Source organism: Bifidobacterium bombi DSM 19703 (assembly GCF_000737845.1).
Taxonomy (GTDB): Bacteria; Actinomycetota; Actinomycetes; order Actinomycetales; family Bifidobacteriaceae; genus Bifidobacterium; species Bifidobacterium bombi.
In genome coordinates, this window is the sequence record NZ_ATLK01000001.1 from 578891 (window position 1) to 603234 (window position 24344).

Below are 24344 nucleotides of genomic sequence, written 5' to 3' on the forward strand. Positions count from 1 at the left end.
CTCACAACGCGAAAGCCGTAGAATCAGTATTTCGGCATATTGGCAAAGTTGAAACCGATCGCCTCCAACTGTTCACGCCCTTCGGGCAGAATCTTGTCTATCGTCCATTGAGGCGTCCAAGTCCAATCGATACGGAACTCCTCCACCAGACCGGCCAGAACACTTGCGCACTGATCCTCTAGCAAATCAGTCAGCGGGCACGCTGGAGTCGTCAAAGTCATGGTGATAATGGCACGATGCCGTTCGTCAATCTCTATGCCGTAGACCAAACCCAGATCCACAACGTCGATGCCCAACTCCGGATCGATGACTTGATGTAAAGCCTCCCGCACATCCTCAGCCGTGGCCCGACCGATGTCATCCACCGCGGTGAGCGGAATTCCAGTATCAAGATCCGGTCGGGTGATTCCAGACTCCCCCTCGTTCTCTTTGCGATGAGAGGAGGTACTGTGGTCCGCCCCGGCATCTGCCAATGCGCCCACTGACTGCGGCGAAACAACAGCCTGACGGCCAAGCTCCTCACTTCCCAGTGCACGCGACGCCGTATCAAGAATCGATGCCTGCGGCTGGGGTACCAAATTGCTGTCTTCGGTCATATCATTCCTCTCTTCGAACGGCCACGAAGCACGACCGTCGTCCTGTCCACCCACAATCAATCGCGCACCAGCGCTTTGGCTATGGAGTCCTTGAGCCCCACCCAACCCAGCAACGCGCATTTGATGCGCATCGGGTATTTCGATACGCCCTGAAACACCACAGCGTCTCCGAGCGAATCCGCCTCGGACTCGTCGCTCAGACCCGAACCACGCGATCTCATCAGCTTCTGAAAAGTCTCCTCAAGTTTCATCGCCTCATCAACGGTCTTTCCGCTGACTAAATCTACCATCATGGAAAGGCTTGCCTGCGAAATGGAACATCCGCTTCCATCCCATACCAGGCGCTCGATGCGGCGCGGTTCCCCTTCACTCACCTCCACATGAACTGTCACCTGGTCCCCACACGTGGGATTGAATTGGTGAGACTCCCCAGGCGTGCAATATTCATGTGAGGCACGCACCGTGGCTTCAGCTTCGGAAGCGCCCGACTCATCAGTCAGGTCCAAGGTGAATGACTCCTTGCCATGTGGATGCTTTGAAGCATCAAGAATGACTTCCTGGTACATCTGCTCCAGGTCATCACCATCTAAATCGAAATTCTCCATATTTCACACCTTAAAGAACGGTCGGACTTTCCCTACCGCCTCGATTAGCCGATCCGCCTCATTGATAGTGTTATAAACGCCGGTTGAAGCTCGGTTTGAAGCGAAAAGACCGAAATGCCTGTGAACTGGCTGAGCGCAGTGGTGCCCTACTCGGATCGCGATGCCCTGCGCGTCCACAAACTGTCCCACATCATGCGGATGGACCCCTTCGACATCGAACGCTACCGTGCCGATGCGAGCGACGCCGGTCCGCGGGCCGAGAATGCGAACACCCTCGATATCCCCTAGCCTAAGCAGCCTTTCAGTTATGGCACGTTCATGATTCTCGATGGTATCCATGCCGATGGCGAGCATCCACTCGGCGGCAACTCCTGCCGCCACGACCTGGGCAACGGGCTGTGTGCCTGCCTCAAAACGCGCCGGGGGATCCATGTATTGGGCAGGCCTTTCCATCCACGCCAGTTCGACCATGGACCCTCCAAAAGCAGCCGGAGGCAATGCCTCCAGTAGCTCACGACGCCCATATAGGAAACCGACCCCCGTAGGGCCGTACATCTTATGGGCGCTCCACACTGCGAAATCCACGCCGAGAGCATGCAAATCCACCTTGATATGGGGTACCGATTGACATGCGTCGAGTATGACGAGGGCACCGACCTCATGAGCCCGTTTGACGATCGGCGCCAAATCGGTTATGGCACCCGTCACATTGCTAATGTGCGTGACCGCTACGATTTTGGCCCTATCGGTGATGACCTCTTCGGCGGTATCGCTAAGCATTCGACCATCAGGACTCAAATCGAACCGCTTGAGCGTGGCTCCCGTCCGCGCCGCAAGCTCCTGGAACGGAAGCAGCACGGAATGGTGTTCGGCTTTTGAAACGACTATCTCATCGCCCGGTTTGAGGGCGAAACGATTTGCCGCGCTGCCGCCACGACCTTGTGAGGCATTGCCGAAGGCTGTAGCCAGAAGGTTCAGAGAAGCAGTGGCTCCGGCCGTAATCACGATTTCCTGCTCTCCGTCGGCGTAGTTGGCTCCGACAAATCGCGCCACTTTCGCACGAGCATCCTCGAAAGCGGTCGTGCTCCTGGCAGCAAGCTCATGAGCTCCACGATGCACCCCAGCATTGATCGTACTGTAAAAAGCGCTTTCCGCGTCTATGACGCATTGCGGCTTCTGAGCGGTCGCTGCAGAATCCAGATAGATAAGCTGATGCCCGTGAATCTGCTGCCCTAGTATCGGAAACTGCGAACGTATCTGTGACAAATCGGTCATATCACCCATCCCTCCTGTCCACAAGCCGGCACTACGCCTAGACTTCCTATGTTTGCTGCACCAACCCGTAAATACTGACCGAATTCAAAGTCATGCGTTGCATATGCCGTTGAATTCACGCCAATGCGGATTCGGAGTCCGCACCTTCAGGCATGTATTTGTCGTAACCTGTCTCCTCCAACTCGTCAGCCAGTTCAGGACCCCCCGTTTTGACGAAACGACCCTGCGCGAACACGTGTACGATGTCCGGTTTGATGTACTTGAGGATGCGGGTATAATGCGTGATGAGCAGTATCCCCAATCCCGTGTTCTCTTTGGCTCTGTTGACTCCCTCGGAAACAATGCGCAAGGCATCCACATCCAAACCAGAATCGGTCTCATCCATGATGGCGAACTTGGGCTTGAGCAGCTCGAGCTGCAAGACCTCCGCTCTCTTCTTCTCCCCACCAGAGAAACCTTCGTTGACCGAGCGCGAAGCGAATTTCGGATCCATACGCAGCTTCTTCATTGCATCCGTAAGTTCCTTGGTCCATGTACGTATGGCAGGTGCCTGCCCATCAACCTCGGTCTTTGCGGTACGAAGGAAGTTCGTCATGGAAACACCGGGAACCTCTTCCGGATACTGCATAGCCAAAAACAGGCCTTTCTTGGCTCGTTCATCGACGGTCATCTTCAGCAGGTCCTCGCCATCGAGCAGCACCTCCCCCGAATCCACAAGATATTTGGGATGCCCTGCAATGGTGTAGGCCAGCGTCGATTTGCCCGAACCGTTGGGGCCCATGATGGCGTGGGTCTCGTTCGAGTTGATGGTGACACTTGCGCCCTTGAGAATCTGCTTACGACCCTCTTTCGTCTCCACCGATGCGTAGAGATCTTTGATTTCCAATGTTGACATTACTTATCCTCCAATACGGCCTGCATGGCTTCGGACTCACCCCGTGCCAAACGCCTGTCAATGACGTTCATCAAATGTTCCGAGATTGCCGGAATTGCTATTTGCTCCACCAAATCACCGAAGAAACCGCGAACGACCAATTTCCTCGCCTCCATCTCGGGAATGCCCCGTGATTGGAGATAAAACAGCTGCTCATCATCGAAACGACCGACAGAACTGGCATGTCCTGCACCCACGATGTCACCATTTTCGATCTCCAGATTCGGTTCGGAATCCGCCACTGCACCATGCGTGAGCACCAGATTCCTATTCAGCTCGTACGAGTCCGTACCTGATGCACAAGGACGAATCAGTGCGTTCCCCACCCAAGTGGAGTGGGCCTTTCGCCCGTCCAACGCACCTTTGTAAATCACGCGCGAAGTGCAATCAGGTTGATTATGGACGACCATCGTACGGTGTTCGATATGCGCGCCTGGTTCAACGAAGTAGATTCCGAGCATACTGAGCTTGCCCTGAGGGCCGCCGAAATCCTGGTCGATCCGTATGCGCACGACTTCTCCGCCAAGGGTCACCATCGAATGGCGCAAAGTGGCGTTTGCACCCACATGAATACGCTGGTTGCCCACATGCTTGGACCCCTTGCCCCATTCCTGAACGAACGTGGTAGAAACATGGGCGTTCTCGCCTACGATGATCTCCACTCCTTCGGCGAGCCTGGCATCACCATGGTGCTCGACAACGACATCCGAGGTCACTCCAGGTTCCGCGACAATCACCAGATGCAGAGAATCCAGGTCGAATCCACCACCCTGCACACTGACCAGCACGGGCTGTTCCGTTCCGCCCTTGAGCGTGACGACGGTCGATTCATGGCCTACATTCCATTCCACTGCGGCCGCACGGTCACTTGGTCGGGACACCGTGCCGGAAGGAGCAACGTCACGTGCCACGTGGCTGATCTGCACAATCCCACCGTCGATCGCAGTTCCGTCGATGTTCGTCACCGAAACGACGGTCCTCCCGCTGGGCTCGAAGGAGTCAAGGAACTCCTCGAGCCGCTCCACGGGTGTAAAACGCCAATCATCCTGTTTGCTGGTGGGTTTGGTGAACGCACCAAGGTCGAACGAACGAGGCTCCCTGTCCGCACTTGACGGCATGGCCGCCGGCATGGCGTAGGGATCGTCGGGATTCATCACCGGAATGTTGATTTCTTTCGTACCTGCCATCGAATCAGCCCACCGATCCTTCCATCTGCAGCTCGACAAGTCTATTGAGTTCAAGTGCGTATTCCATCGGCAGCTCGCGGCTGATGGGCTCTACGAAACCACGGACAATCATGCCCATGGCCTCTTTTTCGGGAAGCCCACGACTCATGAGGTAGAAGAGCTGATCTTCGGAAACCTTGGAGACCGTGGCTTCATGCGCCATGGACACATCGTCTTCGCGCACGTCCACATGCGGATAGGTGTCCGAACGCGAATACTCATCGACCAGCAAGGCGTCGCAGACGACGGATGAACTTGAGCCATAGGCGCCTTCGACGATCTTCACCTGTCCACGATAGGCAGACCGCCCGCCGGAACGGGATATCGACTTGGAGACGATGGTGGAGCTGGTGTGCGGGGCCAGATGAATCATCTTCGCACCGGTGTCCTGGTACTGTCCCTGCCCGGCGAACCCCAATGTCATGGTCTCACCCCTTGCGTATGGCTCTGCAAGAATGCAGGCGGGATACTTCATCGTGGCCTTGGAACCTATGTTTCCATCGACCCATTCCATGGTGCCGCCCTCCTTCACATAGGCACGCTGGGTGACCAGATTGTAGACGTTGTTCGACCAGTTTTGCACCGTGGTATACCGCACGCGCGCATGAGGTTCGACAACGATCTCCACGTTTGCGGCATGGAGCGAATCCGTCGCATAGATCGGGGCTGTGCAGCCTTCGACATAATGCACATAAGAGCCTTCGTCAGCGATGATGAGCGTACGCTCAAACTGTCCCATGTTGGGCGTATTGATGCGGAAATAGGCCTGCAGAGGAATCTCCACGTGAACCCCTTTGGGAACATACACGAACGATCCGCCAGACCAGGCTGCGGTGTTGAGCGCCGCAAATTTGTTGTCATCTGGAGGAATCACTGTGGCGAAGTATTTCTTCACCAAATCCGGATACTCCCGTACCGCAGTGTCGGTATCAACGAAAATCACGCCTTGCTTCGAAAGGTCCTCCTGAATGGAGTTGTAGATCACTTCCGACTCATACTGGGCAGCGACACCTGAAACGAGACGATTCTTTTCCGCCTCAGGAATGCCAAGCTTGTCGTACGTGTTGCGGATGTCGTCCGGCAGATCATCCCAGCTTGCCGCTTGCTTGTCAATCGGCTTGACATAGTATTTGAAATCGTCAGCGTTGAAATCACTCAGATCGACGCCCCAGTGTGGCATCGGCTTGTCGATGAAGGCCCTGTAACCCTGAATCCGGTAATCGAGCATCCATTCAGGTTCGCCCTTGTCGGCGGAGATGGCGCGCACGACGCTTTCATCGATGCCTTTTTTCGCCGCTTCGCCAGCTGCGTCCGAGTCATGCCAGCCGTAATTGTATTCACCGAATTCATCGATGATCTCGTCGTCCCGCTTGATCTTATCCTCGTTGACGCGTTCCCGATCAGCCACCAACTGGCTCATCTCAACGTCAGCAACGGTATCGGGAGCTTGATTGTTCCTCACCGCGCGCAGCCTCCTTTCCCATTGTTCGTATGTTCACCTATATAGGCAAACGTAACAGAAACTTTCATGAACCGCCAGACTTGTCTTCGTTCAATCCATCATTTTTGTGATTCTCCATACACTCCGATGTAAGCCCCGGGCATACTACGAAAACGACACCTGCATTATGCCATCCCCGACCGTGGCCATATGAGCTGGCAACCGGTTTGAATGACGGCAGATGCAGGTGTCGGTGCTGTTGACGCCCGTGCGGCATGCAGCTGGCGATCAAGCGCGGTGACGCGCCTCCTGATGCTCAAGTGCGGCCTTCACCAGTCCCTTGAACAGGGGATGGGGCTTGGTCGGCCGGGACTTGAATTCGGGGTGAGCCTGCGTACCGACGTAGAATGGGTGCACATCCACGGGGAGTTCCACGAATTCAGTCAGCTCACCATCCGGGCTTTCTCCGGATATCTCCAGCCCAGCCTCACGTAGGCGGTTCTTATAGGCCACGTTGACCTCATAACGATGGCGGTGGCGCTCGGTGATGTCTGTCTTGCCATATAATTGCGCCACCAGCGACCCCTCCTTGAGCTTCGCCGGATAGGAGCCAAGACGCATGGTATGCCCCATATCTCCCGCCGCAAGAATGTCTTTCTGCTCTTCCATGGTGGCAATCACCGGGTTCTTGCAATTCTCCTTGAACTCCGAAGAATTGGCATCCTCAAGGTTGAGTACATTGCGCGCATACTCGATGACCATGGATTGCAGACCCAAGCAAAGGCCCAACGCCGGGAGCTTGTGCTCACGGGCATAACGCAACGCGCCTATCTTGCCGTCGATACCGCGTATACCGAAGCCTCCGGGGATGACGATTCCATCGACATCACGTAATTCGGCCTCCGCGCCCGCCTCTGTCTCGCACAGATCGGCAGCGACCAGCCTGACGTTCGCCTTCGCCCAGTTTCCGAAACCACCCGCCTTGATGGCTTCGATCACCGAAAGATAAGCATCGGGCAAATCGATGTATTTGCCCACGATGGCGATGTTCACCTCGGCCTTGGGGTGATGCACGCGCTCAAGCAAATCGTCCCACTCGGCCCAATCCACATCGTGGAACGGCAGCCCAAGCTTGCGCACAACATAGGTATCAAGGCCTTCATTGAAAAGGATCTTCGGAACATCGTAAATGGAAGCCGCGTCTACGCAGTTGACCACGCCTTCACTGTCCACATCGCACATAAGGGAGATCTTGTCCTTGATGGCGTCATTGAGAGGTCTGTCGCTGCGAAGGACAAGCGCATCCGGCGCGATGCCCAGTTGACGCAGACTCATGACCGAATGCTGCGTGGGCTTGGTCTTGAGCTCATGGGCTGCCGGAAGATAGGGAACCAAGGAGACATGAACGAACATGCAGTTCTCGGAGCCCAACTCACGACGCACTTCACGTGCCGCTTCAAGGAATGGCTGGGACTCGATGTCGCCCACGGTTCCGCCTATCTCGGTGATGATGACGTCCACATCATCGCCTGCCTGGGCACGCATGCGGCTTTTGATTTCATTGGTTATGTGGGGAATGACCTGCACGCACTGTCCCAGATACTTCCCAGCCCGCTCCTTTTCGAGAACGGCCTGATAGATCTGCCCTGTGGTGACGTTGGCCTTCTGCGAAAGAAATACGTCAAGGAAACGCTCATAATGACCGATATCAAGATCTGTTTCTGCTCCATCTTCGGTGACATACACCTCACCGTGTTGGAAAGGATTCATCGTACCCGGATCGACGTTTATATAGGGATCGAGCTTCTGCTGTAGAACGCGCACGCCGCGGCTTCTGAGCAGCCGACCAAGGGAGGATGCGGTCAACCCCTTGCCAAGCGATGACACAACACCGCCGGTGACGAAAATATGCTTGGTTATGTGTTCCTGCGAATTCTCATGATTTCTTCGTACCATGGAACTTCAGCCTATCAGGAACTTACGACCTCTAACAGGCGCTAAGCCATCGGCTGTTCATGGGCGAAAAAGCATGTGACCTCAAGGAAACAAGCCCTATCACCGACACTGATTGCGAGGAACACCGTCAGGGAAAGCGACACACATCACTTTTGCCGCAGCAGGTATGCCACGGACTCAAGCGCGAGCTTGTAGCCGAAAAAGCCCATCCCCGTGATTGTTCCCGTGGCCACGGGGCTGATCACGCTGTGTTTGCGAAAACTCTCCCTTGCACTGGGGTTTGATATGTGCACCTCCATCAACGGCAATCCAGCATCAGTGACCATGTGTGCCGCGTCAGCCAGTCCGTAGCTATAGTGGGTGAAGGCGGCCGGATTCATCACCACGGGCGTGCGTTCATCCACGGCATCATGCATCCAGCCGATGACTTCGGCCTCGTCATCGCTTTGACGCACCTCAACGTCCAGACCAAGCCGTTGACCCCACGTCACGCAATCCGCGCTCAAGGTCTTTAAATCCTGACTTCCATAGACGTCGGGCTCACGCACACCCAATCTCCCCAAGTTCGGTCCATTGATCACCATCACTCTGGTCATTTCCCTACCTCCTTCAAAGGCCTGTCTGAACAATCATGAGTCCGTTTCGTGACGTGCCGTTCATCAGTGCGAGCAATGCTAGGGCCTGATGCGCCGAAAAGCCTCTTCCACAGCATCCAACGGCGGATCCTCGACGATGACCGGCTCACCCAGCGTCTTGAGCAAGACGAAACGCAGCGAGTCGCCACGAGCCTTCTTGTCGCGATGCATCAGCGCGAGCACGTCATCAAAACCCGCACCGTCCCACGACACTGGCAAGCCCAGTTGTGCAAAGAGCCTACGATGACGATCGACCAACCCCTGGTCTATGTAACCGAGCAAATGCGACAGCTCCGCCGCGAACACGCACCCAACTGCCACGGCATTACCGTGACGCCATCGGAAACCTTCGATTTTTTCGATGGCATGAGCCAGGGTGTGACCATAGTTGAGATACTCTCGCAGTCCGGCTTCCCTGAGATCCGCACTGACGTGATAGGCCTTGACCCGAACAGTTCGTTCGATGAGCTCACAAACCACCTCTTCGAGGGCCGTGTCCAGGAAAGCCGCACCGTCGAAGCCTTTGAGGGAGGCCGAGTTGGCGTCCAGAACGTCGAGCATCGCCGTATCTTTGATGAATCCCGATTTGACGACCTCACCCAATCCCTCGACAAAAATGTCGTTAGGCAAGGTACTGAGCGTTTTGATATCTGCAAGAACTCCTGCAGGCGTATAGAACGTACCGACGAGATTCTTCCCATCAACGGTGTTGATGCCCGTCTTGCCTCCTGTGGATGCATCCACCATCGCCAACAACGATGTAGGGCAGTTGACATAGCGAATGCCACGCATCCAAGTGGAGGCTATGAATCCCGCTAGGTCCGTGGCTGCACCGCCACCCACGCCCACAACCGCATCAGAGCGGGTGAAGCCTTCGGAGCCAAGACGGTGCCAGACCTTATCCGCCACGGCGATGCTCTTGCCTGTCTCCGCATCAGGAATCACAACGTCGTACACACGGTACCCCGCCCGTCTCAGTATAGCCCGCACCTGATCACTGTGTCGTTGGACGACCGTGGTGTGGATAAGCGCCACACGCAGGACATCCCGGCCCAATGCGTCCTGCAATCCGCCGAGAGTACCCCGGCCTATATGGACGGAGTAAGGCTCGATGCCGTCACCTGTCACATGCACCACTCGTTGCCGTATCATATTCACCAGCTTTCTAGCAGCCATCCGAGGCGTCGAACCGTGTGTGTGTACATTGAAATTGGAGATTCTTCTGAAAACAGGGTCGCGCTGCGCATATAATCGCCTCCAGCGAACGTTCGAGTTCCCATCGAGCATGGGACGACCTCCAGCCTTGTTGGCCCGTTCCATCGCCTCCCGCATATCGGCTTGCAGATATACCAACCGTCCACCATCATTGACGTAATCCTCCAGCAACGCACGCGTGCTTGCAGTCATGGGCGCGCCTCCGCCCAATGCCAGCAGTCCGGTGCAACATGCAAGAAGCTCAGCTATGACGTCAGCCTCCAAATCACGGAAGCCCGATTCACCGTAACGCTCGAAATACCGAGGTATCGGCATGCCGGCCCTTTTTTCAATCTCGATGTCGGAATCGACGAAGTCCACACCGAGCATATGCGCACCCTCACGACCCACGCGCGTCTTGCCGGCACCGGGCATGCCTATGATCACCGCCAATGGACGGTTTCCCGGTGACTCCTCATTCAAATCCACGTTCTTCCATCCTTAGCGCATGTGCTCAGGCCATGATCCCAGGTATCCGTCGGCATTACGAATGACTTCGGCCACAGTATCCCCTCCGAACTTGTCAATCACAAAACCGGCCAGAGTCAGTCTCACCATGGCCTCTGCCACTACTGAAGCAGCCGGTACCGCTGTGTTGTCGGAACGTTGGTTGATGGCCTTCGCAGCTTCTCCCGTAGCCACATCGACGGTTCTCAGAGCACGAGGAATGGACGGGATGGGCTTCATGGCCGCGCGTACACGTATGGGTTGCCCATTCGACATGCCTCCCTCTATACCGCCGGCTCTATTGGTCAATCTATCGATGTGACCATCCCGGCCCGGCACCATTTCATCGTGCGCCTGCGAGCCGAGTCGAGCCGCTTCCAGGAAGCCGTCGCCGATCTCTACCCCCTTGATGGCCTGTATACCCATCAGGGCGGAAGCCAAAGCAGCATCAAGCCTACGGTCGGATTCCACATACGTACCAAGCCCTGCAGGAACCCCGTAGGCAATGACCTCAACCACTCCACCCAAAGTATCGCAGTCTTTTTTGGCCTCATCGATTCGAGACATCATACGTTGTTCCGCATCCTTATCCAGCGTGCGCACCGGAGAAGCGTCCAGAACTTCGAGGTCGTCAGGCGTAGGCAGCCTGCCCCCGTCATCGGCGCTGACCGATCCCAATGCCACGACATGGGCAACGGTGCGTATGTCGAGAGTCTGTTCCAGGAATTTCGCCGCCAACGCGCCTAACGCAACCCGGGAGGCGGTCTCGCGAGCACTTGAGCGCTCCAACACACCCCGGGCATCATCGAACCCGTACTTGCGCATCCCCGTCAAGTCCGCGTGTCCGGGTCGGGGACGGCTCAAAGGGGCGTTGCGTCCCGTCCGTTCAATGTCATGGTCCAATGGATCGGCGCTCATCACTTCCGTCCATTTCGGCCATTCGGTGTTCCTGATCTCTATGGTTACCGGTGATCCAAGTGTCTTGCCATGACGCACGCCTGTCAGTACATGGACCTCATCCTGTTCGAATTTCATGCGGGCTCCACGGCCATAGCCAAGCCTGCGACGGGCCAATGCCTTCGCTATATCGCCGGACGTCACTTCGACGCCCGCCGGCAGTCCTTCCATCATGGCGACCAATGCCTGGCCGTGTGACTCACCGGCCGTCTGCCAACGCAACATACTTTCCACTCCCGAGATTGTCTTGTACTTCAACAGTGTATCAGCTATCTTAGTGTCATGGATTACCTGCTCGCCTTACCAAGTCTGCTCTGCGGAATCGCCTTGAGTCTGGAGGACATACGCACGCGGTCAGTTCCTAGGTCATGGGTTCTTGCAGGCGTGTTCCTACAGTTCGTTGTCCTTACGATGGCGGCGTTCGTTTTCAACGAAGCGAGACTGGCACTGCTGCCGCCATGCTACGGACTGAGCGCCGCTCTGATTCAGTACGCACTCTCCTCGATGGCCCACGGGTCCCTCGGTTTTGGCGATGTGACCGCTTCAGCGATGATAGGCCAAGCCGTCGGTGTCTTCGGCATGGAAGCCTTCCTGCTTTGGTGGACGATAATGGCAGTAATCGGCCTGTCCTCGATCGGACTGCGTCGCGCCACGAAAGTAAAGGATACCGCAATGCCGTTCGTGCCGGTTCTTTTCATTTCCGCCTTAATGGCCGTCATCTTGGCTCACTTCGTCCGGTAATAATGCATCGTGCGGTTTCATACCCTGCCTGTTTGCATCTCCAAATCCAGGTTCTATGACTTGACATGGTGATCACAAGGATGGAAGAATGATGCGTAAAAGGTACATCGGGTCAGGGATGAGATGTCCTCAGACGCCACATGACGGACACGCCGGAGCATGTCGTCTAAGGACAATCAGTTGGCGTTCGCATTGGAACGCTTGTACTCATCCCTAAGGTGCGCGAACTCCTGCTCCGAATCGGTGAAATGGGTTTCACCTGTTTTGAGGTTCGTGGTGACGAAATACAGCCAATCACCGTCAGCAGGTGCCATGGAAGCCTCAATGGCCTGATCGCCGGGGTTGCTGATGGCCGTGGGCGGAAGACCGTGGTTGACACGCGTATTGTAGGGGTTGGAAGGATCCGTGAGCATCGCGTCCGTCAGTTGCCGCGAATCTATGCCCAGTCCATAGGCGACTGTGGAATCCATTCCCAAAGGCATGTCGGCGTTAAGTCTGTTCAGAACAACGCGGGAGACCTTTCCGTAGTATTCAGGTAGATTCACTTCTGATTCCACAATGGAGGCGATGATGAGGACACGCTGCCGTTGCTCACCGGCCGGGACCTGCAGGGAGTCCAGTTTCCTGATGCGGGCGTCTACGGCAGGTTTGATCACATCAACGGCACTCTTCTTACCGTCGATAAGATACGCACCGGGTTCCAGCCACCCCTCGAAATTCCCATTCGCTTCGGCAGGCAGCACCCCCGAACCGCCGGATTGTTGCAACCGTTGGAACTCCGACCTATCGATTCCTGATGCCTTCGCTGCCTCATCGAACACCTGCGATGTGCGCTCGCCGGCCTTGACTTGAAAGACACCACCGGCTTTGCTCTGATCGGAAAGTATCTCGATCACCTGAGCACTGGACATTCTTTTTTTCAGATCAAAAACACCGGGATACAACGTACTTCTGTTGGCTCCCACCGCACTGGCGAATGCGCTGGCCGATTTGACGATGCCGGCCTTCTCGAGATTTGAGGAGATGCGATTGATGCTTTCCCCACTGGAGATTTCAAAACGAACATGCCCCACCCCGGGGCCAGGATAATCCAGGACCTCCTCACCCGTTGAATCGTGCGGAAATACCTCATGCGTAAGCTTGCTGAGCCCCTGAAAACCGGCGATACCAATGAGCAGCAACGCAATGGCGACGATCATACAGACAATTATGCGTCTCTTTTTCTGGAGCCTGTGTCGTTGCCTCAACGCGCGGCGCGTCATTGCAGGCTGGGAATGGGTTCGTGAGCCGTCGTCTGCCACGCCGGCATCGGGAGCCATGTCAACCATGGACATATCGTGGTGAGGACCGTTCCCGTCATGTTGGGAATCGATCGCCTCGTCCAAAGCGAAAAAATCCGCCAAATCATCGCTCATTGGCTTCACATCCTTTCGACAGACGGTCCAGAGCGGCTTGAAGAATCAACACCGCTGATTGGCGATCCACATCAGGACGATGCGCACGACCCGGCAGCCCCGCCGCATTGAGCTGACGATGAGCACTTACCGTCGTCAGGCGTTCGTCCTCCATGACCACGTCTGGAAGATTACTTTCGCCGATCCTTCCTTCCTCCACGGCGCCACGAAGTCGCTTGACTAAATTGGTGGCCCAACGCCGTGCCTTCTTCGCGGATTTGCCTTCACCACCATCAAGCAACAATGGCAAACCAATGACGACCCGTTCCACCCCGTAGTCAACCACGATATCAACCACGTCATCAAGCACGCGGAAGGAATCGCCTCCTGCTGACAGGTTTTCTTCAGGATGTGCGAAGGAAAGCTCAGGATCGGACATCGCAATGCCGACCCTGGCCTCCCCTAAGTCAATTCCAAGCCAAACCATACAACGACTCAGTCCTGATTCACGCTTTTCAACGATTCACTGACGGCAGCCAAAGCATCATCGATCTTCGTGGAATCGACCCCACCACCTTGGGCGAAGTCAGGTTTCCCGCCGCCACCACCGCCGAGCGTCTGGGCAGCGAGCTTGACAAGCTGTCCGGCTTTCACTCCCTTTTGACGAGCCTGATCGTTCGTTGCCGCGGCGACCATGGGCTTACCTTCCGAACTGACTCCCGCCAGGACCACGACCACGGGAAGGTCGTCACCAACCTTGGCCCTGACGTCAAGCACGGTTTTGCGCAGTGCGTCGAATGACCCGAAATTACCGACGTTTGCCCCCACAAACGCAAAACCACCATTCGATGGCGATGCCTTCACCGCCTGCCTGACCAGGTCTGGCTCGGCCGCCGCAAGGCTCGACTCATACAATGAATTCAGCTTCTGCTCGGTCTCGCGGTTCTTGGCGAGCAGCACCTCCACGCGATCGCGTAACTCATCCGTACGAACGTTTAGTTCGTCGGCCAGACCGGATACGAGCTTATGCTGCTCACTGATGTATTCATAGGCTTTTTTGCCCATGAACGCCTCGATCCGTCTGACACCGGAGCCTACCGACGACTCGGAAGTGATGACAAATTCGCCGATCTTGCCCGTGACATTCAGGTGCGTTCCGCCACAAAGCTCACGGCTCCAGCCGTCCTCTCCGATGGTCACCAAGCGAACCTTGTCGCCATATTTTTCTCCGAACAGATGCATGGCTCCCAGGTCTATGGCTCGGTGATAGTCCATCTCCTCCATGGTAACAGGCAGGTCGTCGCGCACACGTTCCACGACACGAGCCTCTATCTCGTCCAACTGGGACTTGGTTGGCGCGGCCGATGTCTGGAAATCGAAGTGCAGATAATCAGGTGCGACGAGGGATCCCCGTTGGGTCGCCTGTTCGCCGAGCACTTCTCGAATGGCTTTATGCAACACATGCGTGGCGGTGTGGGAGCGTCCAAGAGCCTTTCTGCGTTCCACGTCGATACTGGCGTTGACAGCATCACCGACGTTCAAGGTTCCTTCGGTCAAGCGACAGCTGTGAACGATGAATTCTTTGATCGGTTTCTGAACATCATCGACCTCAAGCACTGCTCCATCATCGGTAGTCATCTCACCTTCATCGGCGAGCTGTCCACCTTGTTCGGCGTAAAACGGCGTTCTGTCGAGGATAATCTCAACCTGTGCTGGACCGGTGACACTGCTTACCGACCCTTCGCCCTCCTGGATAATGCCGATGACGTTGGAACGGCTCGTGTATTCCTTATAACCCAAGAATTCGATGGGCTTTTCCAACGTTTTTTTGAAATCGTCGTAGACGCTCAAATCCACATTATGACGCTTCTTCAACGCGTCCGCACGGGCCCGAGACCTCTGTTGCGCCATCTTCGCGTCGAAGCCGGCGCGGTCGACCGCAACGCCTTGTTCGCCGGCCATCTCCAACGTAAGTTCGATGGGGAACCCGTAGGTATCATGCAAGGCGAACGCATCCTCACCTGAAACCGTATTCTCGCCGTTCCTTTTCGCCTTGTCCACAGCCACGTCCAAGATCGAGGTTCCGTTCTCCAGCGTACGGCGGAAAGCGTCCTCCTCCCCATATGCAGCTTCGGACACGTCATGGAAAGTGCTCTCCAACCCGGGGTAGCTGGCCACCATCGCGTCCTTAGAAACGGTCAACAGCGTAGGCATCACAGCCTCATCTACACCAAGCATCTTCATGGATCGAACCGTGCGACGCAAAAGACGGCGCAGGACGTATCCTCGTCCGACATTGCTCGGACGAACTCCATCGCTCATTATCATCAAGGCACTGCGCACATGATCGGCAACCACGCGGAAACGTACGTCATCGGCGGCACTGGATCCGTACTTCCGCCCTGAAAGCCGTTCTGCTGCTTCGATGACTGGATAGACCTCATCGGTCTCATAAATGTTCTGTTTGCCCTGCATCAGGTAGGCCAGGCGTTCCAACCCCGCGCCCGTGTCAATGTTCTTGTGTTCGAGCTCCCCCACGATATGAAGATCTGTCTTGGACTTCACGTTGTCCACGGCGTAATTTTCAAACACCAGATCCCATATCTCGATGTAGCGGTTCTCATCCGCGCTGGGTCCCCCTTCTTTCCCATAACGCGGACCACGATCAACGTAGATCTCCGAGCACGGACCGCCAGGGCCAGGGCCGCCGGTTGTCCAGAAGTTGTCCTCCATTCCCAAGATCTGCATATGTTCTGGATCAAAACCTTCGTTCCTCCACAGCGACCGAGCCTCGTCGTCATCGGTATAAGTGGTCACCCACAACGTTTCCGGATCGAACCCATAGCCACCTTCCTCCTGTGGCTTAGTGAGCAGCTCCCAGGCATAATGAATGGCCTCTTCCTTGAAGTAGTCTCCAAAGGAAAAGTTACCCAGCATCTGGAAGAAGGTGCCATGACGTGTGGTCTTGCCCACTTCGTCGATGTCGAGTGTACGCACGCATTTCTGATTAGAGGCCATACGCGTCGCCGGAGGAGTCTGCTCCCCTAACAGATACGGGATGAACGGCACCATTCCGGCAATCGTGAACAGCGTTGTGGGATTAGGCGAAATAAGGGACGCCGAAGGCACCACCTGATGACCTTGCTGTTCAAAGTAATGCAAAAAACGATTAGCTATTTCCGAGGTGCGCATTGACCTGCTGCTCCTTTTTTCGCGCCTTGACACTGCATTTGGGGTGTCAGGCATAATTGATGACCTCATTTTAAATGATGCCGGCGATAGCGGTGTCGTGGCCCTTCACGGTCATTCGTCAAGAACCACATTTCCTTGTGTTTATTCTCATGTTCTTATGCATCAAACGTTGACCGGATCTCAACGCACTGAAAACTTCACAAATCAATCAACCCAGTCCCATACCGCGACATCATTCGCATGACGCAACGCCCCCGTATCTAGGGGACGACAAAACCTTGCATACATGTACATGTGAACTCCGCCGACCGGCACAAACGGCCACATTAACGGCATCAGCGATGCATATCGTCGGCGTATTTGCGGCTCAACTCATCCTCACGGTTCCTACGAGCGGCATTAAACTCACCGATCAAGCCTCCCAAGGTCCGGGAAGCGACATTGTCCTCATCAGGGCCGAGCACGAACTGGCGGGCCTTGTCTGGCGTGTTGGCACGCACGTAGGCCTCAGCTTTGGAGACGGCCACCACCCCAAAGCAGAAGCCCGCCGAAAGCCAGAAGATTCGTTTAAACATTCGCTCCCCCTACCGTATCGTATGTTTCATCGAAGAAGAGGACGCATGAGTCGCCTTCCGATCCGAAGCCTTCGCGCCCTTGAAGAACGACCGCGCAGTGGTTTTGAATGCGTATCCCGCAGCCGCTATCTTGATGATCGGCCTGCCGAGGAAGGAACCGTACAGGTCGGTCAAAGCACCAAGATTGTCGGCTGTTGTCGATGCCGCAGAAGAAATACGGTTGACATCATCGAGTGACTTGTTGACCTGACGGACGGTCGTAACCCCTTCGTCAAGAACCGGAATGGCATGGTCACCCGATTCTTTGACCGTCAGGGCGATCTGATCGAACAGCTTGCCTAACCGGATGAGCGGATAGATGAGGAACCCCGCAAGTACGGCGAACGCTATCGCGGCGATGAGTCCAGCAATGTCTCCGATACTCATTTCTGCCTCTTTTCTGTAAGGCATGGCTACCCATGCACCTCATGCTGATGACAGCTTAACGAATCCCCGAGACGCTGCCGAAACGTCATTCTTCCGCGGAGGCACAGGTCACTCGTTGTATGCCGTAACCACCAGCGCTTTGTCGAACTTGGCTTCCGTGTCGAAATCCAGGCTTGTCACGCTGCCGTTCGCAGGCCGCACGGAAAGGTCGTATCCTTCACTTACCGATGCGAATCGGCGCACTAGACTCAGCAAAGTGTTGCCATGTGAAATCTGAAGGACATGGTCGCCGTCTCGTAGACTAGGATTGCCGGCGATCAACTGGTAGCCTCCCGCTATACGCCGCCAATACTCATCGTCGGATTCGGCGTCGTGGAACGGATCCGCCTCTTTCAGGAAATCACGGGTGGCGGCAAGACCAAATCGCTCCACGATGTCGTTATAGGTCTTCACACCGTGCGGCGCACCGGCCGCCCACCAGGACTCCCCCATATCGCGACCCTCGAAATAACCATAGAATTGCTCCCTGAAATGCATGTCGGAAACGAGATCCGGGCGAACATGACCGGCCCCTTCATTGACATCGAGAATACGCGACGCCGTCTGTTGGGCACGGGTGGTGTCGGAACAGTATGCGGCGGCGAAATCGAAACCGCTCAGCTTCCGGGCGGCGGTGTCGGCCTCATCGAGGCCCACCTGCGTCAAAGGCGAGTTCGACCAACCTTGGAGACGATTGTATCGGTTGAAATAGGTCTGTCCGTGACGGACCAAATGCAAGTGCAGAATCATATATCCATTATGTCACGCCCGAGCATTCATGCAATATCAGTACCGTTACCGGAGCCACTGCGTCCCAGGAAAGCCTCACCGGATAGGCAATCGAGACGTCGCGTTCGGGGATATGTCGCGAGGGCAACGGGCGGCACGTCCAAACAAGTCGCACTCCTGTAACACATGATGTGCACCGGATCACCAATGCACGTTCCAGCGATACTTCAAGAGGGACGAATATGCACCATTGACTCCGATACCGGCGAAACATCGTCGAACATGACAGTACGTGATATGAAACGGCACAAACCATGACATTGGCTGCTCAAATGATGAAAGCTGGTGAAATTCTGACGCTTTTGCGACGATAGACTCAGTCATCTCTGGAGGACATGTCATAATATGATTCATGACACAGTTCCTTTCACGTTGGCTGGTTCTGACCATCGCCGCAGGTGTGATGGTCGCCCTCATTCCAGGCATGCGTCCCATAGGCAACCCCGCCATCTTCGGCATAGCCGCTTTCGCCCTCTTTATGGCACTGATCAACGCATCGATTAAACCATTCCTGCATATCCTGTCTTTGCCGTTTACGGTTCTGACTTTCGGTTTCTTTGCTTTGATCGTGAACTGGCTATGCATGGAACTGGCCTCTTGGTTGGCGGTGGCGTTGTTTGGAGTCGGAGTCGCAATCAACGGCTTCTGGGTTTCGGTGGTCGGCTCGTTCATCATGATGGTTGTGAGCTGGATCGTCGAATCCATCATCGGTCTGTGACCCTAACGGTTTTCTGCCTATGGCTCTCTTTATGGCGAATCGAAGTTGACCTCGATTCGAATGGTGCAGTGACTGATTAGCGCAACAGACGAATTTTCATCAACAGACCCGACCGGCTTTATAACGATTTTGGGTCCGGTGCACAAGCACCGGACCCAAAATGTATGTTGTATGTCCCTGAAAAGTCCAGGTTGATTCAGACTTTAGCGAGCGTAGAACTCGACCACGTACTGGATGTTGACCTCGACCGGAATCTCCTCCGTCTCCGGCTTGCGGGTGAGCGTCGCCTTCAAGGAGGCGATGTTCACATCCAAATAACCCGGAACGGCTGGCAGCACATCACGGTGCACACCTTCAGCGGCAATCTGGAACGGAACCATGGTCTGGCTCTTGGGCTTGACCTGGATGGTCTGGCCCGGCTTGACGCGGAAGGAGGGACGATCGACGATGTTACCGTCGACCATGATGTGACGATGGACCACGAACTGACGGGCCTGGGCGGTCGTGCGGGCAAAACCAGCACGGAGGACCAGATTGTCCAGACGGGTCTCCAAATCGGAGAGCATCGCGTCACCGGTCTGCCCCTTGGTGTGAGTCCCCTTTTCGTAAGCCGCACGAAGCTGCTTCTCGGAAAGGCCATACTGGGCGCGCAGCCTCTGCTTCTCACGCAAACGAACCGCGTAATCGGATTCGGTGCGACGGCGGGTGCGGCCATGTTCACCGGGGGCATAAGGACGCTTCTCGAAGATGCGCTGAGCCTTGGGGGTCAGTGCGATGCCGAGGGCGCGCGAAAGACGCACCTGACGGCGGGAACGCTGAACGTTAGTCATTGCTTATATTCCTTTATTCTGTCGTTATCTGAACGGAACGCCACGGACATACGGCCGCTGCGCTGAGCCGGGCCTCTCCAGTGCTTCACATCGCGTCGAACGCGAACGCCCCAGCCGCCGTCACGAACATCACGCGCGTAAGGCCACCGGACCGCCGACCCACTGATGGGCTAAGACTCCAGATAATGCCTGTCACATCGGCAGACACAGGAAGTCATTCTACTCGCCAACCATGGACGTTGCCACGGTGACCGGAGACGATTCAGCAATCAGGCTTACCGGCAACGATGGAGAACGTAAGTGGAATACGAGGCAAGCCTTGTGGCATATGCCATGACCGACGTCGCTCATCGTATTCAAGCATGGGCAGGGACTTCCAATCGGACTCCTCATGTTCTCCAAGCTCACGAATCTCGAGCCCTGCATCAAGAAGCACACCCGTCATCTCGGCAAAATCGTGAGCCCAGTTGTGGTTGCGCATATGAGTGATCTTCGATGAAGAGTGCCTGGATGACACCGAATCATCGGCAATCAAGGTATATGTCTCATCGCTTTGCCAGGAATCTTCGGCTCCCGAGCAGTAGTCCATGCTGATGTGCAACGATTCATCCAATGCGAACAACAGCGGATGACTGTCACGGATCATGAACACGCCGCCGGGATTGAGCAGCGCCGCAATCGAATAGGCCCAGTCGGCCAAATCTGGAAGCCAAGTCACCGTACCGACACTGGTAACGATGACATCGAAACGCTTGCCCTGTAAAGCCTCCGCCGCCTTTCTCGCGTCGGCCTGCACATAGGTGACCCGCTCACCCGCACGCTCGGTGAGGTCATTAGCATGCCTGAGGGCATTGGCCGAAAAGTCGAGGCCGTACACGTCTTTGGCGCCGAGTCGGGCCCAGCTAATCGTGTCCGTGCCGATATGGCACTGAAGATGGAGCAGACTCAATCCTTGAACGGAGCCATCGGGAACGTGGGGACCAAGCACCTCCAGGTCGCGAATCACCACGCTCGAAACCGCTTGCGATCAGCCACGAATTCGTCAAGATCGCCATAAGCGCCGGAATCTATGTGCACCTCAGCACGATCGTCCCAGTTCTCCTGGTTGTCATGAACGGCTTCGTTCATCTCGTCCATTCCCGCCTCTATCACATACGAATACCACAGCCTAGCATGCTTGACGATATCAAAAGTATCGGACTGTCCACATGCAATATCGTATTGAATATGACCGCAATCGCCTCGCTGGAAGCGGCCTGTTCCCCGCCGGTGACAAGACCTCGACAAGACGGGAACACGACCAAGGGTGTCTCACGGCCAAAGTCACCATTGTCTCACCCCCCTCCGGCCATGTATTCGGGTCGTTCACAGACGAGGCCAATCCAAAGGCTCCCCGCTCCTACAGCTTTTCAATCGGTGCCACACGCAACATGAGACGCTTGACTCCGGCCGAGCCGAAATCCACGGTGATGATCGAGTTGCGACCCTTATCCTGCGTCTGCAGAACGGTTCCCAAGCCGAACTGATCGTGTGTGATCTTGTCTCCCACTTTGAAATCCGCTATCGAAAGGTTGTTGTCCTTCTTCAGACTCGAAACAGGAACCACCCGGGAGGACGATTTCGAAGGCGTCACATGACGCGTGGAAACATGCCCAGAACGGCCCGTCGACCTCGAACCATGGGAACCGCCCGCGGAGCCATACGACGAACCTCCACGCCCTGGATATGATGATCTGGAATGCGATCCATACGACGAGCGAGAACCATAGCCACCTCCGAACGTCGAAAAACCACCGGAACGCGAACCGTAGGAACCGGAGCCATATGAGGATCCATGGGATGATCCGTGCGATGCCCCCGATCCCAAGGAACCATAAACGCCTCGCGACGAACCGTAGCCGGCGGTGCCGAAATCATCATCCCAACCTGCAAATTCATCGTCTTCGACACCGTCCGCGCCCTCCGTGCCCCAACTGGAACGCATCCTCTCCACGCCAGCCTCACGGCGCTTCCAATCGATAAGCCCATCCGGAATCTCATCGAGGAATTGGCTTGGCAGCATCTCCGCGGCCTGCCCCCATTGCGAACGCACCGCAGCACGGGTGACATAGAGACGCTGCTTGGCGCGCGTAATACCCACGTATGCCAGACGACGTTCCTCGGAAAGCTCCTGATCATCCTCTAGGGATCTTGAGTGAGGGAACGTGCCCTGCTCCATGCCGGTGAGGAAGACGACAGGATACTCCAATCCCTTCGCCGTGTGCAGGGTCATCAACGTAACTTTTCCGGTATCCTCGCCCTCGTTTGGCAGCTGATCGGAATCCGCCACCAGAGCCGTGGTCTCCAGGAAGCCGGCGAGGGTAGCATCCGGCGTCTTCTGTTCAAATTCTGCTGCCACGGACTGCAATTGCGAGAGATTCTCCACACGCGACTCATCCTGCGGGTCATTCGAACGCCTTAATTCCTCCAACAGACCCGATTGCTGAAGGACCTCCGCTACGACCTGCGAAGGTTTCGAATCGTTTTCCGCGGCGAATTTCGTCAGCCCATGAATCAACTCACGGAACTGACCAAGTAGCGTACGCGTACGCGTGGGCAAGTCCGGAATGTCCTCAAGATGCTCGATGCCCTGCCAAAACGGGACGTCATGCTCATCGGCATACTGGGCCACCATCGCCTCGGCACGGGCACCAAGGCCACGTTTAGGCACGTTGAGGATGCGTCGCATGTTGACACTGTCAGCGGGATTGACAATGGCTTGCAAATATGCGATGCCATCCTTGACCTCACGCCTCTCGTAGAATTTGGTCCCGCCAACCAACTGGTAGGGCAGACCGGCATTGATGAGCGCCTCTTCAAGCGCCCGTGACTGCGCGTTGGCACGGTACATGATGGCCATGTCGGCATAAGGCACACCCCGTTCGCCACGCAAATCGGCTATCTCATTGGCTATCCAACCAGCCTCCTGCTGGGCGTTGTCAGCCGCGTAGCCGACTATGGGCTCACCTTTGCCCAAGGCAGTCCACAGCTTTTTGGGTTTACGTCCGGAATTCTTCGCTATGACGGCATTGGCGGCATCAAGGATGGTCTGCGTCGAACGGTAGTTCTGTTCGAGCATGATCGTCTTGGCACCCGGAAAATCCTTTTCAAAATCCTCGATGTTGCTGATGTCCGCACCTCGGAAGGCATAGATGGATTGGTCTGAATCACCGACCACGGTGACCCACGCAGGCCCCTGTCTCCCCGCAAAACGTGCGGTAGGGATCACCGGCTCACCAGCGTCGATTCCGGACAGCTCACGGATAAGCACATACTGCGCGTGGTTTGTATCCTGATACTCATCCACTAGAATGTAACGGAATTTATGATGGTAATATTCGGCCACCTGCGGACACGTACGCAACAACTCCACGGTACGCACAATGAGGTCATCGAAATCCACCGCATTCGCGGCTGCCAGACGGTATTCGTACTCCGCAAAGACCACGGCATACAGTTCCTCCACGTCGTCATACCGACCCAGTTGGTATCCACGCTGGCCGGGCTTGTAATCAGGGGCGTACTGCTTGAGAAGACCCTGCCAATTGACGAGGCCGTTCTTGTAATCCGAGATCTTGGCCAGAATCGACTTGGGTGTATACCGCTTCAGGTCGATGTTGAGATCGGTTCCTATGAGTTTGATCAAACGCTGCGAATCGGCCGTGTCATAGATGGAGAATCCTGACTTCAAACCGATTTCCTTGCCGTCACGACGCAGGATTCGAACGCAAGCGGAGTGGAAGGTGGATATCCACATGCGCTGCGCAACTGGACCGATGAGCGAGGTGAGGCGTTCACGCATTTCGGCCGCGGCCTTGTTGGTGAAGGTGATTGCAAGCACTTGACTTGGCCGGGCACCGAACTGACTGAGTATCCAGGCGACACGACGAGTGAGCACACGAGTCTTGCCTGAACCAGCGCCGGCGCCGATGAGCAACGCAGGCACCTGCGAGCGCACGGCCTCGGCCTGTTGTGGGTTAAGACCGCCAAGGAGCTCCTCGGCACTGCGAGCAATCACCTCAGGATCGGGCCGTCGATCAGATGGCCGATTACCGCCTGCTTCCTGGTCAAAGTCCGCGTTCCATTCCACGCCTGTCCCCTTCCGTACGCCATGTTCCAATATTGCCGACGAGCCAGCCAACATAGCGGCCGCGATTCTCGTTTTCCGCGTATGCCAGTTTACGCACACCATGGCCGATATGCTGCGGCTTACCACCACATGTCGCCACGCCGGCCCTATATGCATGGACACAGAAAGGAGCTCATACACCAGTG

General features: G+C 55.9%; 22 protein-coding genes. 2 read left to right on the forward strand and 20 right to left on the reverse strand.

Annotated features, from left to right (window positions below; translation table 11 throughout):
• Positions 1–23 precede the first annotated feature (23 nt).
• The 10 genes from BBOMB_RS02245 to aroC form a co-directional block, all read right to left on the reverse strand.
• Positions 24–596: a metal-sulfur cluster assembly factor gene (locus BBOMB_RS02245; protein WP_044086924.1), complete on the reverse strand. Its 573-nt coding sequence runs from the start codon at positions 594–596 to the stop codon at positions 24–26.
• 56 nt (positions 597–652) lie between these two features.
• Positions 653–1201, reverse strand: coding sequence for a Fe-S cluster assembly sulfur transfer protein SufU (sufU, locus tag BBOMB_RS02250; RefSeq protein ID WP_044086651.1), 549 nt, complete (start codon positions 1199–1201; stop codon positions 653–655).
• Between the two features lie 3 nt (positions 1202–1204).
• The gene (locus tag BBOMB_RS02255; protein WP_044093304.1) at positions 1205–2476 is read right to left on the reverse strand and encodes a SufS family cysteine desulfurase; all 1272 of its coding nucleotides are present in this window, start codon (positions 2474–2476) and stop codon (positions 1205–1207) included.
• 115 nt (positions 2477–2591) lie between these two features.
• The gene (gene sufC, locus BBOMB_RS02260; protein ID WP_044086652.1) at positions 2592–3371 is read right to left on the reverse strand and encodes a Fe-S cluster assembly ATPase SufC; all 780 of its coding nucleotides are present in this window, start codon (positions 3369–3371) and stop codon (positions 2592–2594) included.
• On the reverse strand, positions 3371–4597 hold the full coding sequence (gene sufD, locus BBOMB_RS02265) for a Fe-S cluster assembly protein SufD (RefSeq protein ID WP_044086654.1): 1227 nt from the start codon (positions 4595–4597) through the stop codon (positions 3371–3373). Before sufD ends, sufC begins: the two co-directional genes overlap by 1 nt.
• A gap of 4 nt (positions 4598–4601) precedes the next feature.
• A complete protein-coding gene (gene sufB / locus BBOMB_RS02270) occupies positions 4602–6056 on the reverse strand; it encodes a Fe-S cluster assembly protein SufB (protein ID WP_044086926.1) in 1455 nt (484 codons plus the stop codon).
• Between the two features lie 309 nt (positions 6057–6365).
• Complete coding sequence (locus BBOMB_RS02275; RefSeq protein WP_044086655.1) at positions 6366–8033, reverse strand: CTP synthase; 1668 nt, start codon at positions 8031–8033, stop codon at positions 6366–6368.
• Positions 8034–8179: 146 nt separating this feature from the next.
• Positions 8180–8629: a type II 3-dehydroquinate dehydratase gene (locus BBOMB_RS02280; protein ID WP_044086656.1), complete on the reverse strand. Its 450-nt coding sequence runs from the start codon at positions 8627–8629 to the stop codon at positions 8180–8182.
• A 78-nt stretch (positions 8630–8707) separates the two neighbouring features.
• Positions 8708–10351, reverse strand: coding sequence for a bifunctional shikimate kinase/3-dehydroquinate synthase (locus BBOMB_RS02285; protein WP_269146611.1), 1644 nt, complete (start codon positions 10349–10351; stop codon positions 8708–8710).
• A gap of 12 nt (positions 10352–10363) precedes the next feature.
• On the reverse strand, positions 10364–11551 hold the full coding sequence (gene aroC, locus BBOMB_RS02290; RefSeq protein ID WP_044086657.1) for a chorismate synthase: 1188 nt from the start codon (positions 11549–11551) through the stop codon (positions 10364–10366).
• A 57-nt stretch (positions 11552–11608) separates the two neighbouring features.
• Between aroC and BBOMB_RS02295 the strand changes: the two genes are divergently transcribed.
• Positions 11609–12067, forward strand: a complete 459-nt coding sequence (locus BBOMB_RS02295) for an A24 family peptidase (protein WP_052377355.1) — start codon at positions 11609–11611, stop codon at positions 12065–12067.
• A gap of 176 nt (positions 12068–12243) precedes the next feature.
• Here the strand turns inward: BBOMB_RS02295 and mltG are convergent, their stop codons facing one another.
• The 6 genes from mltG to BBOMB_RS02325 all read right to left on the reverse strand — a co-directional run bounded on the left by mltG (position 12244) and on the right by BBOMB_RS02325 (position 18443).
• Positions 12244–13482 (reverse strand): endolytic transglycosylase MltG, encoded by a 1239-nt coding sequence (mltG, locus tag BBOMB_RS02300; RefSeq protein WP_081867239.1) that lies wholly within the window; start codon positions 13480–13482, stop codon positions 12244–12246.
• Complete coding sequence (gene ruvX, locus BBOMB_RS02305) at positions 13472–13948, reverse strand: Holliday junction resolvase RuvX (RefSeq protein WP_044086659.1); 477 nt, start codon at positions 13946–13948, stop codon at positions 13472–13474. Before ruvX ends, mltG begins: the two co-directional genes overlap by 11 nt.
• Before the next feature lie 8 nt (positions 13949–13956).
• On the reverse strand, positions 13957–16653 hold the full coding sequence (gene alaS, locus BBOMB_RS02310; protein ID WP_044086660.1) for an alanine--tRNA ligase: 2697 nt from the start codon (positions 16651–16653) through the stop codon (positions 13957–13959).
• A gap of 335 nt (positions 16654–16988) precedes the next feature.
• Positions 16989–17228 (reverse strand): hypothetical protein, encoded by a 240-nt coding sequence (locus tag BBOMB_RS02315; protein ID WP_044086661.1) that lies wholly within the window; start codon positions 17226–17228, stop codon positions 16989–16991.
• A gap of 9 nt (positions 17229–17237) precedes the next feature.
• Positions 17238–17654 (reverse strand): DUF948 domain-containing protein, encoded by a 417-nt coding sequence (locus tag BBOMB_RS02320; protein ID WP_044086663.1) that lies wholly within the window; start codon positions 17652–17654, stop codon positions 17238–17240.
• Between the two features lie 108 nt (positions 17655–17762).
• Entirely contained in the window at positions 17763–18443 is a 681-nt protein-coding gene (locus tag BBOMB_RS02325) for a histidine phosphatase family protein (protein ID WP_044086664.1), read from the reverse strand.
• Between the two features lie 391 nt (positions 18444–18834).
• On the opposite strand from BBOMB_RS02325, the gene BBOMB_RS02330 reads away from it, so the two are divergent.
• Positions 18835–19200: a phage holin family protein gene (locus BBOMB_RS02330; RefSeq protein WP_044086665.1), complete on the forward strand. Its 366-nt coding sequence runs from the start codon at positions 18835–18837 to the stop codon at positions 19198–19200.
• A gap of 203 nt (positions 19201–19403) precedes the next feature.
• Here the strand turns inward: BBOMB_RS02330 and rpsD are convergent, their stop codons facing one another.
• From rpsD to BBOMB_RS02345, 4 genes are all read right to left on the reverse strand, one after another.
• A complete protein-coding gene (gene rpsD, locus BBOMB_RS02335; RefSeq protein ID WP_044086667.1) occupies positions 19404–20030 on the reverse strand; it encodes a 30S ribosomal protein S4 in 627 nt (208 codons plus the stop codon).
• Positions 20031–20292: 262 nt separating this feature from the next.
• On the reverse strand, positions 20293–21039 hold the full coding sequence (locus BBOMB_RS02340; protein ID WP_202961851.1) for a class I SAM-dependent methyltransferase: 747 nt from the start codon (positions 21037–21039) through the stop codon (positions 20293–20295).
• Positions 21033–21167 (reverse strand): hypothetical protein, encoded by a 135-nt coding sequence (locus BBOMB_RS08390; protein WP_269146612.1) that lies wholly within the window; start codon positions 21165–21167, stop codon positions 21033–21035. Before BBOMB_RS08390 ends, BBOMB_RS02340 begins: the two co-directional genes overlap by 7 nt.
• A gap of 262 nt (positions 21168–21429) precedes the next feature.
• Positions 21430–24189: an ATP-dependent helicase gene (locus BBOMB_RS02345; protein ID WP_414133064.1), complete on the reverse strand. Its 2760-nt coding sequence runs from the start codon at positions 24187–24189 to the stop codon at positions 21430–21432.
• Positions 24190–24344: the final 155 nt, after the last annotated feature.

Coding starts and splice junctions, on each gene's coding strand:
- mltG (WP_081867239.1), bottom strand. CDS start 13,482: ATGAGCGATGATTTGGCGGATTTTTTCGCTTTGGACGAGGCGATCGAT.
- BBOMB_RS02295 (WP_052377355.1), top strand. CDS start 11,609: ATGGATTACCTGCTCGCCTTACCAAGTCTGCTCTGCGGAATCGCCTTG.
- BBOMB_RS02330 (WP_044086665.1), top strand. CDS start 18,835: ATGACACAGTTCCTTTCACGTTGGCTGGTTCTGACCATCGCCGCAGGT.
- sufC (WP_044086652.1), bottom strand. CDS start 3,371: ATGTCAACATTGGAAATCAAAGATCTCTACGCATCGGTGGAGACGAAA.
- rpsD (WP_044086667.1), bottom strand. CDS start 20,030: ATGACTAACGTTCAGCGTTCCCGCCGTCAGGTGCGTCTTTCGCGCGCC.
- BBOMB_RS02325 (WP_044086664.1), bottom strand. CDS start 18,443: ATGATTCTGCACTTGCATTTGGTCCGTCACGGACAGACCTATTTCAAC.
- BBOMB_RS08390 (WP_269146612.1), bottom strand. CDS start 21,167: ATGGACGAGATGAACGAAGCCGTTCATGACAACCAGGAGAACTGGGAC.
- alaS (WP_044086660.1), bottom strand. CDS start 16,653: ATGCGCACCTCGGAAATAGCTAATCGTTTTTTGCATTACTTTGAACAG.
- BBOMB_RS02280 (WP_044086656.1), bottom strand. CDS start 8,629: ATGACCAGAGTGATGGTGATCAATGGACCGAACTTGGGGAGATTGGGT.
- ruvX (WP_044086659.1), bottom strand. CDS start 13,948: ATGGTTTGGCTTGGAATTGACTTAGGGGAGGCCAGGGTCGGCATTGCG.
- aroC (WP_044086657.1), bottom strand. CDS start 11,551: ATGTTGCGTTGGCAGACGGCCGGTGAGTCACACGGCCAGGCATTGGTC.
- BBOMB_RS02315 (WP_044086661.1), bottom strand. CDS start 17,228: ATGTTTAAACGAATCTTCTGGCTTTCGGCGGGCTTCTGCTTTGGGGTG.
- sufD (WP_044086654.1), bottom strand. CDS start 4,597: ATGGCAGGTACGAAAGAAATCAACATTCCGGTGATGAATCCCGACGAT.
- BBOMB_RS02320 (WP_044086663.1), bottom strand. CDS start 17,654: ATGAGTATCGGAGACATTGCTGGACTCATCGCCGCGATAGCGTTCGCC.
- BBOMB_RS02245 (WP_044086924.1), bottom strand. CDS start 596: ATGACCGAAGACAGCAATTTGGTACCCCAGCCGCAGGCATCGATTCTT.
- BBOMB_RS02255 (WP_044093304.1), bottom strand. CDS start 2,476: ATGACCGATTTGTCACAGATACGTTCGCAGTTTCCGATACTAGGGCAG.
- sufB (WP_044086926.1), bottom strand. CDS start 6,056: ATGAGCCAGTTGGTGGCTGATCGGGAACGCGTCAACGAGGATAAGATC.
- BBOMB_RS02275 (WP_044086655.1), bottom strand. CDS start 8,033: ATGGTACGAAGAAATCATGAGAATTCGCAGGAACACATAACCAAGCAT.
- sufU (WP_044086651.1), bottom strand. CDS start 1,201: ATGGAGAATTTCGATTTAGATGGTGATGACCTGGAGCAGATGTACCAG.